At 61.9% G+C, this 14,674-nt stretch carries 13 protein-coding genes; 11 read left to right on the forward strand and 2 right to left on the reverse strand.

Annotated elements, in window-relative coordinates; all coding sequences use genetic code 11:
- Positions 1-78 precede the first annotated feature (78 nt).
- From PA598K_RS09985 to PA598K_RS10025, 9 genes are all read left to right on the forward strand, one after another.
- The gene (locus tag PA598K_RS09985) at positions 79-540 is read left to right on the forward strand and encodes an N-acetyltransferase (protein WP_128656809.1); all 462 of its coding nucleotides are present in this window, start codon (positions 79-81) and stop codon (positions 538-540) included.
- Positions 541-670: 130 nt separating this feature from the next.
- A complete protein-coding gene (gene hrcA, locus PA598K_RS09990) occupies positions 671-1,696 on the forward strand; it encodes a heat-inducible transcriptional repressor HrcA (RefSeq protein ID WP_128656810.1) in 1,026 nt (341 codons plus the stop codon).
- Between the two features lie 66 nt (positions 1,697-1,762).
- A complete protein-coding gene (gene grpE / locus PA598K_RS09995) occupies positions 1,763-2,389 on the forward strand; it encodes a nucleotide exchange factor GrpE (RefSeq protein WP_128656811.1) in 627 nt (208 codons plus the stop codon).
- A gap of 45 nt (positions 2,390-2,434) precedes the next feature.
- On the forward strand, positions 2,435-4,282 hold the full coding sequence (gene dnaK, locus PA598K_RS10000) for a molecular chaperone DnaK (protein ID WP_128656812.1): 1,848 nt from the start codon (positions 2,435-2,437) through the stop codon (positions 4,280-4,282).
- Positions 4,283-4,384: 102 nt separating this feature from the next.
- Complete coding sequence (dnaJ, locus tag PA598K_RS10005) at positions 4,385-5,518, forward strand: molecular chaperone DnaJ (protein ID WP_128656813.1); 1,134 nt, start codon at positions 4,385-4,387, stop codon at positions 5,516-5,518.
- Positions 5,519-5,636: 118 nt separating this feature from the next.
- On the forward strand, positions 5,637-6,614 hold the full coding sequence (gene prmA, locus PA598K_RS10010) for a 50S ribosomal protein L11 methyltransferase (RefSeq protein ID WP_128656814.1): 978 nt from the start codon (positions 5,637-5,639) through the stop codon (positions 6,612-6,614).
- Positions 6,615-6,724: 110 nt separating this feature from the next.
- Entirely contained in the window at positions 6,725-7,489 is a 765-nt protein-coding gene (locus PA598K_RS10015) for a 16S rRNA (uracil(1498)-N(3))-methyltransferase (protein ID WP_128656815.1), read from the forward strand.
- A 3-nt stretch (positions 7,490-7,492) separates the two neighbouring features.
- Positions 7,493-8,851 (forward strand): tRNA (N(6)-L-threonylcarbamoyladenosine(37)-C(2))-methylthiotransferase MtaB, encoded by a 1,359-nt coding sequence (gene mtaB / locus PA598K_RS10020; protein WP_128656816.1) that lies wholly within the window; start codon positions 7,493-7,495, stop codon positions 8,849-8,851.
- Positions 8,852-8,913: 62 nt separating this feature from the next.
- A complete protein-coding gene (locus PA598K_RS10025) occupies positions 8,914-9,342 on the forward strand; it encodes an NUDIX hydrolase (RefSeq protein ID WP_128656817.1) in 429 nt (142 codons plus the stop codon).
- 43 nt (positions 9,343-9,385) lie between these two features.
- Here the strand turns inward: PA598K_RS10025 and PA598K_RS10030 are convergent, their stop codons facing one another.
- On the reverse strand, positions 9,386-9,952 hold the full coding sequence (locus PA598K_RS10030; RefSeq protein WP_307719880.1) for a Na/Pi symporter: 567 nt from the start codon (positions 9,950-9,952) through the stop codon (positions 9,386-9,388).
- Positions 9,901-10,155, reverse strand: coding sequence for a hypothetical protein (locus PA598K_RS38860; protein WP_307719881.1), 255 nt, complete (start codon positions 10,153-10,155; stop codon positions 9,901-9,903). Before PA598K_RS38860 ends, PA598K_RS10030 begins: the two co-directional genes overlap by 52 nt.
- A gap of 227 nt (positions 10,156-10,382) precedes the next feature.
- Here PA598K_RS38860 and PA598K_RS10035 point away from each other — a divergent pair, with 227 nt between their 5' ends.
- Together PA598K_RS10035 and addB are read left to right on the forward strand one after the other, a co-directional pair.
- The gene (locus tag PA598K_RS10035) at positions 10,383-11,777 is read left to right on the forward strand and encodes a class I SAM-dependent rRNA methyltransferase (RefSeq protein WP_128656818.1); all 1,395 of its coding nucleotides are present in this window, start codon (positions 10,383-10,385) and stop codon (positions 11,775-11,777) included.
- A gap of 168 nt (positions 11,778-11,945) precedes the next feature.
- Positions 11,946-14,674 (forward strand): helicase-exonuclease AddAB subunit AddB (gene addB, locus PA598K_RS10040; RefSeq protein ID WP_128656820.1); only part of this gene is annotated, 2,729 nt, incomplete at its 3' end.

The raw sequence follows: 14,674 nt of genomic DNA on the forward strand, positions 1-14,674 counted from the left end.
TATTGTTGTATATTTATTCGTATTCGAAAGACGACACGACCGCGGGGCCGGGGTTCGCAAGATGACGGAGGGTGCTTCATGACGACGACATGCCGCAAAGCGACGTTGGAAGACGTCGATTCATTATATGAGCTGATCAAGGGATACGCCGAGAAGGGAATCATGCTGCCGCGCTCCCGCGAGGTGCTGGCCCGCCAGATCGATTCCTTCGTAGTCGCCGAGATCGACGGCGAGATCGTCGGCTGCGGCTCGCTCTGCCAGCTTGGCGCCGAGTTGGTGGAGATTCGTTCGCTTGGCATCTCGGAGGGGCACAAGGGCCAGGGCATCGGCAGCAAGCTGGTCAGCTACCTCGAAGGCGAGGCAAGAGAGCAGTCGTTGCCGAAGATTATGGCGCTCACCTACGAGGTCAACTTTTTTCGCAAGAACGGCTATGACGTGGTCGACAAGGACATTTTCCCGGAGAAGGTATGGACCGATTGCGTCAATTGCGCCAAGCAGCATTGCTGCGACGAGATTGCTGTCCTCAAAATGCTGAACTGACTTGACAATCGTCAAGTCGGTTTGGTATTTTTGTATTACAGATTAGCACTCGATGGATTGGAGTGCTAACGACAACCAAAGCAGCGCTTTGCAGCGGCTGCGGGAATCGATTGTGTCAGGAGGAGTTAGGATGTTGACGGAACGCCAACGGATGATTTTGAATGCAATTGTAGATGACTACATCCGCTCAGCCGAGCCTGTTGGTTCGCGGAGCATCTCCAAGCGCGGCGATGTCGCCTTCTCGCCTGCGACGATTCGCAACGAGATGGCGGATCTGGAGGATCTGGGTTTTCTGGAACAGCCGCACACTTCTGCAGGGCGAGTCCCCTCCACCAAGGGGTATCGCTACTACGTCGATCATCTGGTCAAGATCGGCGAGGTCAACGAGCAGGAGCTGGAGCGAATCCGGGTATTCCTGGCTGACAAAATGAATCTGATGGAGCAAGTCATCCAGCATGCTGCGATGATCCTCTCCAACCTGACCAATTACACATCGATTGTACTCGGCCCGGAGATCTTCACCAATTCGCTGAAGCACTTCCAGCTCATCCCGCTCAACGAGGATACAGCGGTGGCGATCGTCGTCACCAACACTGGCCACGTCGAGAACCGGACCATCTCGATCCCCAAGGGGATGGATATGTCCGAGATGGAGAAGGTGGTCCGCATCCTCAACGTCAAGCTCGCTGGCGTGCCGTTGACGCATCTGAGGTCGCGACTGTTCTCCGAAGTAGGCGCGGAGCTGGGCCGCTATGTGACGCACTGCGAGCAGCTGCTCCACGTGCTGGATGAAGCGCTGGCTCGCGACGAGGATCAGCGCGTCTATGTGAGCGGCACGACCAATATGCTGACACAACCGGAGTTCAAGGACGTCGACAAAGTGAAGTCGCTGCTCGATCTGTTCGACGAGACGCCGACGCTGATGAAGCTCGTCAGCTCGCTGCCCGACGGCATCCAGGTCAAGATCGGCACGGAGAACGGCCATCAGGCGATCAGCAACTGCAGTCTCATCACGGCGAGCTACTCGCTGGACGGCCATTCGCTAGGCACGATCGGCATCCTGGGACCGACCCGGATGGAGTATGGCAAGGTCATCAGCCTGCTGGACGCCCTGTCCAAGGATATGGTGTCTACCTTGTCGCGCTGGTACAAGTAATCGTCCCCGAGTTAATGAAGGATAATCAGGCTGCGGCCTGAATCAGGATAAGGAGGTGATTCATTCGTGAAGGCGAACGACCAACATACGCAATCAACGCATGACGAGCAAGTGGAACATAACGAAGCCGAGCAACAGACCGCTGCCCCAGCGGATGAGCATAACGAGCCGACCGCGGACATCCCGGTAGAGGAAGCCAAGCAAGCGGAAGGGATGGCTCCCGAGGAGGAGCAGAGCGCAGAGGACCCTCGTCTCGCTCAGCTGGAAAAGCAAGTGGAGGACGGTCAGCAGCGGTTGCTGCGCGCCCAGGCCGACTTTGACAACTATCGTCGGCGCACCGTCAAGGAAAAGGAAGAGCTGGCGAAGTATGCCTCGAGCAAGCTGATTAGCGAGCTGATCCCTGTCGTCGACAACTTCGAGCGCGCGATCGCGGCTGCCGAGAGCGGTGGGGATAAGGAGTCGCTGGCCAAAGGCGTCGACATGATCTTCCGCCAGCTGATGCAAGTGCTCGAGCAGGAAGGGCTGAAGGCGATGGAAGCTGTCGGCCAGCCGTTTAACCCCGAGTTCCATCAGGCGATCATGCAGGTGGAGTCCGAGGAGCATGACGAGGGCATCGTCGTCGAAGAGGTGCAAAAGGGTTACGTCATCAAAGAAAAAGTGCTGCGGCCGGCCATGGTCAAGGTTAGCGGCTAACAGGAACAATTAACCTGCTGTAATCATATAAGGAGGAATAGACAAATGAGTAAAGTAATCGGTATTGACTTGGGTACTACCAACTCCTGTGTTGCGGTCATGGAGGGCGGCGAGGCCGTCGTCATCCCGAACCCCGAAGGCAGCCGGACGACGCCTTCCGTCGTTGGCTTCAAGAAAGACGGCGAGCGGATCGTCGGCGAGCCGGCGAAACGTCAGGCGATTACGAACCCGGACCGCACGATCGCTTCGATCAAGCGTTACATGGGCACCAGCCATAAGGAATCGATCGACGGCAAGGAATACTCTCCGCAGGAGATCTCTGCGATCATCCTCCAGAAGCTGAAAGCTGACGCCGAGGCTTATCTCGGTCAAACGGTATCGCAGGCCGTCATCACCGTGCCGGCATACTTCAACGACAGCCAGCGCCAGGCAACCAAGGACGCCGGCAAGATCGCCGGTCTCGAAGTGCTTCGTATCGTCAACGAGCCGACAGCTGCGGCGTTGGCCTACGGTCTGGAAAAATCCGAAGACCAAACGATCCTCGTCTATGACTTGGGCGGCGGTACGTTTGACGTCTCGATCCTCGAGCTGGGCGACGGCTTCTTCGAAGTAAAAGCGACAAGCGGTGACAACAAGCTGGGCGGCGACGACTTCGACCAAGTGATCATCGATCATCTCGTCAGCGAATTCAAAAAAGAGCATGGCACTGACCTGTCCAAGGATAAAGCAGCAGTACAGCGTCTGAAGGATGCGGCCGAAAAAGCGAAAAAAGAGTTGTCCGGCGTTATGACGACCTCGATCTCGCTGCCATTCATTACGATGGTTGACGGCGTGCCTCAGCATTTGGAGATGTCGTTGACTCGCGCGAAATTCGAGGAGCTGTCCGCGGATCTGGTAGAGCGTACGCTCGGACCAACACGTCAGGCGCTGAGCGACTCCGGTCTGTCGACTAGCCAGATCGACAAGATCGTCCTGGTCGGTGGCTCGACGCGTATCCCTGCGGTGCAAGAGGCGATCAAAAAGCTGACTGGCAAAGAACCACACAAAGGTGTAAATCCGGATGAGGTCGTCGCCCTTGGCGCTGCTGTACAGGCGGGCGTCCTGACTGGCGATGTCAAGGATGTCGTCCTGCTCGACGTTACTCCGCTCTCCCTCGGTATCGAGACCGCTGGCGGCGTGTTCACAAAGATGATCGACCGCAACACGACGATCCCGACGAGCAAATCGCAAGTCTACTCGACCTATGCGGATAATCAGACGAGCGTAGAGATCCACGTCCTCCAGGGCGAGCGCTCGATGGCCAAGGACAACAAAACACTCGGCCGCTTCATGCTCGGCGACATCCCGGTTGCGCCGCGCGGCGTGCCGCAGATCGAAGTCACCTTCGACATCGACGCCAACGGCATCGTCAACGTATCGGCGCTCGATAAAGGCACGGGCAAAAGCCAGAAGATCACCATCACCTCCTCGAGCGGTCTGACCGACGAAGAGATCGATCGGATGATGAAGGACGCCGAGCTGAACGCCGAAGAGGATAAAAAACGTCGCGAGCTCGTCGAAGCGCGCAACACGGCTGACCAGCTCATCTACTCGGTGGAGAAGACGATCAAGGATCTCGGCGAAAAAGCGGATGCGGGTGAAGTCGCGAATGCGAACCAAGCGATCGAGCAACTGAAAAAGGCGCTCGAAGGCGAAGGCGAGCTCGAAGAGATCACCAAAGCGACCGAGGCGTTGCAGGAGATCGCCCAGCAGCTGTCCGTCAAGCTCTATGAGCAAGCGGCTCAGGCGCAACAGGCGCAGGGCGGCGAAGCTGACGGCGGCGCGGATGCCGGCAAAGGCAGAGAAAATGTCGTCGATGCCGATTACGAGGTCGTAAACGACGACAAGAAATAAGGATAAGTCGACAGCGCAAGGTCAAAGTCAGGCGTGGCCTGATTTTGACCTTCGCTTTGTGTATATGGGTGGCTTATAGAGCAGACAACGGGAGGTGACCATGTGGCGGAGAAACGGGACTATTATGAGGTGCTTGGCTTAGGCAAGGATGCGTCCGGGGATGATATTCGCAAGTCTTACCGCAAGCTGGCCCGGCAATATCACCCCGATGTGAACAAGGCCAGCGACGCCGAAGAGAAGTTCAAGGAAGTCAAGGAAGCGTATGATGTGCTCAGCGACGATCAAAAGCGGGCGACGTACGACCGTTATGGCCATGTGGATCCGAATCAGGGCTTTGGCGGAGGCGGCGGGGCTGACTTCAACGGCGGCTTTGGCGATATTTTCGATATGTTTTTTGGCGGCGGCGGCAGGCGCGATCCCAATGCGCCGCAGCGCGGCAACGATCTGCAATATACGATGACGATCGAATTCAAGGAAGCGGTGTTCGGCGTCGAGAAAAATATTACGATTCCGCGCACCGAAAATTGCGATACGTGCGACGGCTCCGGCGCCAAGCCGGGCACGCGGCCGGAGACGTGTACGATCTGTCGCGGCACAGGGCAGCAAGAGGTGGCCCAGAATACGCCGTTCGGACGGATCGTCAACCGACGCGCCTGTACGAACTGCAGCGGCACAGGAAAGGTCATCAAAGAACGCTGCACGACCTGCGGCGGCGCGGGCAAGGTGAAAAAGCAGCGCACGCTGCACGTGAAAATCCCTGCCGGCGTCGACGAGGGCGCCCAAATCCGGATGAGCGGCGAAGGCGAATCGGGCACTCGCGGCGGACCTCCAGGCGATCTCTATGTCGTGCTGCGCGTCAAGTCACATGATTTCTTCGAGCGTGACGGCGACGATATTTATTGCGAGGTGCCGCTCAGCTTTGCGCAGGCGGCGCTCGGCGACGAGATCGAGATTCCGACGCTGACCGAGAAGGTCAAGCTGAAGATCCCTGCCGGCACCCAGACCGGTACGTACTTCCGACTCAAGGGCAAAGGCGTGCCGAAGCTACGTGGCTATGGCCAGGGCGACCAGCATGTCAAGGTGACCGTCGTGACGCCGACTAAGCTGACGGATGAGCAGCGCGAGCTGCTGCGGCAGTTTGCCGGAGATGGCGGAGACGTGAAGATCTCTTCGGCGGACACGGAGCATCACGAAACGATTTTTGACCGGATGAAAAAGGCCTTCCGGGGCGAATAGCGGCAGGCCATGATTCTCTCGAGGCTTTCCCTAAGGTCGAAGGACCTTGCGGGAAAGCCTTCTTTTGTTTAAAATATAGGAATTTATAAGGCTTCGCTTAAAAAGGGGGATGCCGCGCATGAGATGGCATGAGTTAACGATCGGTACAACGGAGCAAGCGATCGAGATGATTACGAATTTTTTGCATGAGATGGACGCAGATGGCGTCTCCATCGAGGAATCGGGGACGCTGAACAAGCAGCGCGACACCTCGCTCGGACAATGGTACGAGCGGCCGCTCAACGATATACCTGAGGGACAAGCAGAGATCAAAGGCTACTTCCTCGAGGAACGGGAGCTGGCGCCGATCATCGCCAGCCTCGACGCTTCGATCGCCGGACTGCGTGAGTTTGGCATCGAGCCGGGTGAGTATACGCTGAAGACGGCGGTCGTCGACGAAGAGGACTGGGCGAACAGCTGGAAGCAATACTTCAAGCCGCTGCGTGTCAGCGATCGTCTGACCATCAAGCCGACCTGGGAGACGTACGAGCCGTCGCCGGAGGAGCGGATCATCGAGCTTGATCCGGGCATGGCCTTCGGCACCGGGACGCATCCGACGACGGCGCTTTGTCTGCGCACGCTGGAGACTGTCATCCGCGGGGACGAAGAGGTGATCGATGTCGGGACAGGCTCCGGCATCCTGGCGATTGGCGCTTGCCGACTCGGAGCGCGCGGCGTGCTGGCGCTCGACCTCGATCCGGTGGCCGTCTCCAGCGCGACGGAGAACACGCGGTTGAACGGACTGGAGGATCAGATCCAGGTGAAGCTGAGCGATCTGCTCGGCGTGCTGCAGGCAGACGGGACCCAGGCAGGGGGCGATCTGAATGTCAGCGTACCCGTCGACGTTGTCGTCGCCAACATCCTCGCCGAGATCATCATGCTGTTCATCGACGATGTATATGCCGCGCTGAAGCCAGGCGGCGCCTACATCGCTTCGGGCATCTACGAGAATAAGGAAGAGCTGGTCGAGCAAGGGCTGCTCGCGGCTGGCTTCGAGATTGAGGGACGTCACCGCGAGGACAGTTGGATCGCCTTCGTCGCTCGCAAGCCGCAGTAAGCGCGGTATGCTAAGGGTAGATCGAGCGAGGCGGTACGTGCTATAATAATGCTTTGATAAGCTTCGCTGCCCTGCGCAGCGAGGCTGCGATGCCGGAATGAGGGATGTACATGCAACGATATTTTATAGATGCTGGCAGCTTCGGCGATCATCAGGTGACGATCGGCGGCAATGACGCCCACCACATCGTGCGTGTGATGCGGATGAGGCCCGGCGACAAGGTCATCGTCACCGACGGCGAGACCCGCGAGGCGGTTGCCGAGCTGATGACGCTGTCGGAGGGCGAGGTGACGGGCGAGATCGTCGAGCTGCGGGAGATGAGCGGCGAGCCGCGCTGGCGCGTCGTGATCGCCCAGGGGCTGCCCAAGGGCGACAAGATGGAGACCGTCATCCAGAAGGGGACGGAGATCGGAGCGGCGGCATTTATCCCGTTCCAGTCGGAGAGAGTCGTCGTGCAGTACGACGGTAAAAAGGAAGGTAAACGACTCGAGCGCTGGCAGCGCATCGCTAAGGAAGCGGCGGAGCAGGCGCATCGGAGCAAAATTCCGGACATCCATCCGGTGCTGTCGTGGTCGGCCTTGCTGGAGCAGCGTGAGCGGTACGACCTCGCGGTGCTCTGCTATGAGAAGGAGAGCGCTGCGCCCTCGCGAGGACTGCGCGAGACGATCCGGGAGGCTGACCTGATCGGCGAGGCGCGCAGCGTGCTGCTGATCGTCGGACCGGAGGGCGGCTTCACGGAGCGCGAGGCGGCAGAGGCCGAAGCTTGCGGCATCCGGATTGCCGGACTGGGCAAGCGGATATTACGAACGGAGACGGCTGCAATGGTAGGCTTGACCTGCCTTATGTACGAATCCGGAGAAATGGGAGGCCGATAGACGATGCCATCGGTAGCATTTTACACCCTCGGCTGCAAGGTGAACTTCTACGACACCGAGGCGATGTGGCAATTGTTCAAGCAGGAGGGCTACGAGCAGGTTGACTTCGATACGTCGACTGCGGATGTCTATATTATCAATACATGCACCGTCACTAATACCGGCGACAAAAAAAGCCGCCAGATCATCCGGCGCGCGGTGCGACGCAATCCGGACGCCGTCATCGCTGTTACGGGCTGCTATGCGCAGACCTCGCCGGCCGAGATCCTGGCGATCCCTGGCGTCGATCTGGTCGTCGGCACGCAGGATCGCGACAAGCTGATGACGTTCATCGAGCAGTATCAGCAGGAGCGTCAGCCAGTTAATGCCGTCCGCAACATTATGAAAACCCGCGAGTTCGAGGAGCTCGACGTGCCGGACTTCGCCGAGCGGACGCGGGCGTTCCTGAAAATTCAGGAAGGCTGCAACAACTTCTGCACCTTCTGCATCATCCCGTGGTCGCGCGGCCTCTCGCGCAGCCGCTCGCCGGAGAGCGTGCTGGCGCAGGCGCGTCAGCTGGTCGAGGCTGGCTACAAGGAGATCGTCCTGACGGGCATCCATACCGGCGGCTACGGCGACGATCTGGAGAGCTACAGGCTCGCCGATCTGCTGGAGGATCTGGACAAGGTCGACGGACTCGAGCGTATCCGCATCAGCTCGATCGAGGCCAGCCAGATCGATGACCGGGTGATCGAGGTGCTGAACCGCTCGCCGAAGATGTGCCGCCATCTGCACATTCCGCTGCAGGCCGGGCACGACGCCGTGCTGAAGCGGATGCGGCGCAAGTATACGACGGCCGAGTTCGCCGAGAAAATCCGCCGCATTCATGAGGCGATGCCGGGCGTCGCGATTACGACCGACGTCATCGTCGGCTTCCCGGGCGAGACGGAGGAGATGTACCGCGAGGGCTATGCCTTCATGGAGCAGATCGGCTTCGCAGAGATGCATGTCTTCCCTTACTCCAAGCGGACGGGCACGCCTGCCGCACGCATGGAGGATCAGGTGGACGAGGAGATCAAGCATGAGCGCGTCCATCAGCTGATCGAGCTCTCTGAGCGGATGCAGCTCGACTATGCGCGCCGCCATGTCGGCGCAGTGCTCGACGTCATCCCCGAGCGGGCGCACAAGGGAGAGGCCAGCGACGGGGCGATCATGGGCTATTCGGGCAACTACATCCAGATCGTCTTCGAGGGCAGTGAATCGTTGATCGGACAATTATGTCAGGTTCGTCTGACAGAAGCGGGAGTCAACGAGTGCCGCGGCGAGCTGATCGCCGTCTCCGAGCCGACGCCATCCCGTTCGCAGGCGGCATCGGCAGTCTAGCAATCGTCAACCCCGGCATCCCGCGGAGCCGGGGGAATCAGGAGGGAAGGTAGGGGAAGGCCATGGTCGAGTACTCTGCGGGGGGCGTCGTATTCCGCCGGACAGAAGACGGGCTGCAGGTACAACTGATCCAGGATCGATACGGCAAAATCTCGTTGCCCAAAGGCAAGATGGAGGCGGGCGAGACGATCGAAGAGACGGCCTTGCGCGAGATCGTAGAGGAGACCGGCATCGTCGGCAAGATCATCAAGCCGATCGACCAGATCAAATACCAGTACCAGCATGACGTCAAGGGCAAGGTCAATAAAGAGGTGCATTACTATCTGGTCGAGGCTGTCGGCGGCACGCTGCAGGCGCAGGTGGAGGAGATCCGCGGCGTCGACTGGTTCGCGCCGGAGGAAGCCTGGCGACGCCAGCGCCAGTCGGGCTACGACAACAACGATCGGATCGTCGCCGGCGCGCTGCGGCTGCTCGGGCTGAAGGTGCGCTAAAGGCAAGCGCCTCGGGACAATTGCTCGGGGGCGAGTCTTCGACCTATGAGCGCTCGCGCCAGAGAGGCAAGTAGCATATCGGCAAGGCGAGCAGCGAGCAGACGAGATTAAAGATCGTCTGCGCTCTGGCGATCTGGGCTGCGGGCTGGTCGGTCAGCAGCGCCGAGAGCCATTGCAGCTCGCCGATCAGCGGCGCGAACAGCAGCGCTCCGCCGAGATTCAAGGCGACGTGGGCGAGCGCTACCGCTCGTCCGGCGCTGGAGCTCGCGCAGGCGGCGAGGAGGCCGGTGGCGCAGGTGCCGACATTGGCGCCGAGCACGACGGCTATGCCAAGCTCTGGCGGCATCGCCCCGGTCGCCGCCAGTCCCATGATCATCGCGATGACAGCCGCGCTGCTATGGATGAGCGCGGTCAGTACGGCTCCAGCGGCGAGGCCCCACCACAGGCTCTCGGCGGCGCGCGCGAGCAGCCAGTCGTAGAGCGGACTGGCCTCGATGCGCGGCGCCAGCTCCTGCATCATCGTCATCCCCAGCAGCAGCAGTCCGAATCCGGCTGCTGCTACTGCGCTGTGACGGAGCGCATGCAGGGGCGTCCCGGCGGCGCCGACCATGCCGTCACCGCCGTGCTGCTCTGCAGGAAGGCGGTTGTCGCCGTGCCGACCAGCGCGCCTCGCAGCGGCGTCGCCGTACCGCGTCGCAGGATCGACTCGAGATGCGGACCGGCGAGCCGGTGCAGCGCCATCTCCATCGCTTTCATCCCCAGCAGGAAGATGGCGAGTCCGCAGAGCATGGGCCATAGGATCGAGAGCAGCATCGGTATGTACCTCCTTCGGGATCGTCAGCACGTCATGCGGCTTCGGGAGCCAAGCGATCTTGTCTAACGACCGCCGCCCGACTCCCGCTATGCTCGTACATTGTATGCGAGCGTTTGGACGGGCATGCGAGCAGAGACATGGACGGGATAACCAGACAAGCTTAGGCAGCGACCGCAGGCTCTGATAGCAGAGAAGATTGGACAGCCACATATACAGGAGGCACGAGATGAGAGCGTCGATCATATTACACAAAAATCGCAAGCCGCGTCTGGAGCAGGGGCAGCCGTGGATCTACGCCACCGAGACGGAGCGGATGGAGGGCGAGGCGGAGCCGGGAGCGCTCGTCGATGTGCTCGATCATAAAGGCAAGTATCTGGCGACGGGCTACTGGAATCCGCAGTCGCGCATCGTCGTCCGCATCGTCGCCTATGAGCCGGTGGAGATGGACCAGGCGTTCCTCGCAGGGCGTCTGCGGCAGGCGCTTGCCCATCGCGAGCGCTTCCTGGCGCACCCGCGCGACTGTCGGCTCGTCTACGGCGAGGCCGACTTCTTGCCGGGGCTGACCGTCGACCGGTTCGGCGACGTGCTCGTCGTGCAGATCCTCAGCCTCGGCATGGAGGTGCGTCGCGAGGCGTTGCTAGCGGCGCTGCTCGAGGTGTTCGAGCCGGCATGCGTCTATGAGCGCAGCGATGTTGGCGTGCGCGCGCTGGAGGGGCTGGAGCCGCGCGTCGGCGTCCTCTACGGCGAGCTGCCGGAGGGGATCGAGATCGAGGAGAACGGCTTGCGGCTGGATGTAGACGTCGAGAAGGGGCAGAAGACCGGATACTTCTATGACCAGCGGGAGAACCGGGCGTCGATCGCTCCGCTCATGACGGGCTGGGGCTCGCGCAGCGGCATCCGTCTGGAGACCCGTCCGGCCGAGGAGCTGCCCGAGGACTTCTGGATTCGTCCGAAGGCTGGCGCGGCGACCGTCGAGGTGCCGGTCAACAAGAGCGGCAAGCCGGTCTCCTTCCCTTATTGGGACGGTGCGACGGTGCTGGAGTGCTTTGCCCATACCGGCAGCTTCACGCTGCACGCGTGCAAGTACGGCGCCAAGAAGGTTACCTGTCTGGACGTCTCCGAGCATGCGATCGAGACGGCGCGGCGCAACGTGGCGCGCAACGGCTTCGAGGACCGGGTGGAATTTGTCGTAGCGGATGCCTTCGCTTACCTGCGCGAGCAGGTCAAGGGGCTGGACGAGCGTCGCAAGCGCGCTGGCGGCGGCACAGATACGAGCGTGGCGCTCGGCGCGGCGGGCCGCACCTGGGATGTCGTCATCCTCGATCCGCCAGCGTTCGCCAAGACCAAGCAGGCGGCAGCCGGAGCGATGCGCGGCTACAAGGACATCAACCTGCACGGCATGAAGCTGGTCAATGAAGGTGGCTATCTCGTCACGGCGAGTTGTTCGTACCATATGCGGCCGGAGATGTTCCTGCAAGCGATCCAGGAAGCGGCGAGCGACGCCGGCAAGCTGCTGCGTCTGATCGAGTGGCGCGCGGCGGGCAAGGATCACCCGCAGCTGCTCGGCGTCAGCGAAGGCCATTATCTGAAGTTTGGCGTGTTCGAGGTTCGCAGCCGTTAGTAGGGCGCAGACGGAGGACCGATCGGCTGCTCGCAGCGTCCGCACGGACGCCGGGCGGCCTGTTCGCCGTTGTCGCTCAGGAACGCATGTTTGCACAGACGGGTGAAATGCGGCGTCCGGTTGTGATAGAATAGGAGCATTGGCAAGAACGGAAGGAGAGCAAGAGCGATGACGCTGCGAATGGTGCTGGGACGATCCGGCACAGGCAAGACCCGATTGTGCATGAACGAGCTGCTGGACGAGCTGCGCAGCAGCCCCGACGGCGAGCCGCTCATCCTGCTCGTGCCGGAGCAGGCGACGTTCCAGACGGAGTACGCGCTGGCGCGCGCGGAGGGGCTGGCAGGGACGATCCGCGCCCAGGCGCTCAGCTTCCGCAGGCTGGCGTTCCGTGTCATGCAGGAGACCGGCGGGACGGCGCTCGTGCCGATCACCGAGGATGGCAAGCATATGCTGCTGTACAAGATCCTGCATCGGGTCGGCCCGCAGCTCCAACTCTATCAGGGAGCGGGGGAACAGCAGGGCTTCATCGAGCGGCTCGGCGAGCTGCTGACCGAGTGGAAGCGCTACGCGATCGAGCCGCAGGCGATCGAAGCGTATGCCGCAGGCGGCGTTGCAAGTCCGCTGCTTGAGCGTAAGCTGCACGATCTGCAGCTTATCTACGGCGAGCTCGAGCAGGAGCTGGCGGGACAATATATCGATGCGGAGGACTATCTGAGCTGGCTGCACGAGGGCGGCTCGCGAGCCTCGGCGCTGCGCGGCGCTCGTGTCTGGGTCGACGGCTTCCACGGCTTTACGCCCCGCGAGCTGGAGGCGCTGGGGGTGCTGCTGCAGGAGGCGGCCGAAGTGACAGTGACGCTGACGCTGGATCGTCCGTACGGGCCCGGGGAGCGCCCGCATGAGCTGGACCTGTTCCACCCGACTGCCGAGACGTATATCCGTCTGCGCGAGTTGGCGGAGCGGTTAGGGGTACATAGCTTGCCTTATACGGTGCTCGCGGCCGACACGCCGCCGCGCTTCCGGGCCCGGCCGGCGCTCGCGCATCTGGAGCGCCATTTCGCCCTTCGGCTGCCGATGGTTGCTGCTCCCGAGGAGGTAGCGAACGGTCTCTCGGTCGTGCAGGCGGTGCATCGGCGCGCCGAGGTCGAAGCGGTCGCGCGCGATATGGTCGCTCGCGTGCGCGAGGGCGACTGCCGCTGGCGCGACATGGCCGTGATGGTGCGGGATACCGCCAGCTATACGGATTATATCGCCCAGATCTTCGAGGAGCACGATATTCCGTACTTCCTCGATCAGAAGAGCGACGCCGAGCATCACCCGCTCGTCGAGTTCATCCGCTCGGCGCTTGAGACGGTCGTCCAGGGCTGGCGCTACGATGCGGTGTTCCGCTGTGTCAAGACCGAGATGCTGCTGCCGGAGGATGGCAGCGTACCCCGCGAGGCGATGGATCGGCTGGAGAATTATGTGCTCGCCAGTGGCATCGACGGCCGTCGCTGGCTCGACCGCAAGCGCTGGCGGCCGCTCGTCCAGGACTCGCTGGACGGGGCGCCCGAGGAGGCGCGCGCGGCTGAGAAGCGCGCCTTCGAGGAGCTGATGGATTGTCGCGAGCTGGTGGTGGCGCCGCTGCGTCGATTCGGTCGGCAGCTCCAGGAGGCGGCCAACGTGCGCCAGATGTGCGAGGCGATGTACGGGCTGCTCGATCGGACCGAGGCGGCCGAGCGTCTGGAGCGCTGGAGCAGAGAGGCCGCTGAGCGCGGAGAGCTGAGGCGGGCCCGCGAGCATCGGCAGCTATGGGAGGGCGTGATGGACTTGCTGGATCAGCTCGTGGAGCTGGTCGGCGAGGAGCCGCTCTCGCGCGAGCTGTTCGCCGGGATGCTGGAGGCCGGACTGTCCGGGCTGAAGCTCTCGGCCGTGCCGCCGTCGCTCGACCAGGTGCTGGTCGGCAGCATGGAGCGGACGCGCACCGGCCGCATCGGAATCTGTTATATCCTCGGCGCAATCGACGGCGTGCTGCCGATGCGTATCCAGGAGGACGGTATCCTGACCGAGGACGAGCGGGAGCGGCTGGCGGGCGACGGCATCGCGATGGCTCCAGGCGTCCGTCGACGGTTGCTTGATGAGCGCTTCCTGATCTATCACGCTCTGACGTTGCCCTCCGATCATCTGTGGATTAGCTATCCGTCCTCGGACGCTGAGGGTAAAAGTCTGCTGCCGTCGGAGATCGTCCGCCATCTGAGGCAGATGTTCCCTGCGCTGGCGACGGAGCAGGTTGCTGCCGAGCCGGAGGCTGGAGGCGACGTTGCCTCGCAGCTGGCTTACCTGGCGCATCCCGGCCCGGCGCTGTCGCGGCTCATCGTGCAGCTCCGCCAGTGGCGTCAAGGGCTGCCGGTCGCCGACCTGTGGTGGCAGGTGTACAACTGGTATGCCGCGAGGCCGGGCTGGAGCAGACAGCTCTCTGTCGTCGTCTCGTCGCTGGAGTATAGCAACGCAGAGCCGCCGCTCTCGGCGCAGACGGCGCTCCGCCTGTACGGCGAGCGCCTGCGGGCGAGCGTCTCGCGGATGGAGCGATTCGTCTCGTGTCCGTTCCAGCATTTCGCGATCCACGGCCTGCGCTTGCGAGAGCGACGGCTCCATCGGCTGGAAGCGCCCGACATCGGTCAGCTGTTCCACGCAGCGCTTAGCCGTCTGGCGGGCGAGCTGGGCGAGAGCTGGGGGCGTCAGACCGAGGAGCAGATCCGCGGCCGGGCCGCCCGCGCGGTTGAGGAGCTGGCCCCGCGCTTGCAGTCGGAGATTCTGCTGAGCAGCAGCCGCTTCCAGTATATCGCCCGCAAGCTGGCAGCGATCGTCGCTCAGGCGGCGGTCGTGCTCGGCGAGCATGCGCGTCGCGCCAGCTTCCAGCC

Origin of the sequence: Paenibacillus sp. 598K, assembly GCF_003851045.1 — a bacterium.
Classification (GTDB): domain Bacteria; phylum Bacillota; class Bacilli; order Paenibacillales; family Paenibacillaceae; genus Paenibacillus_D.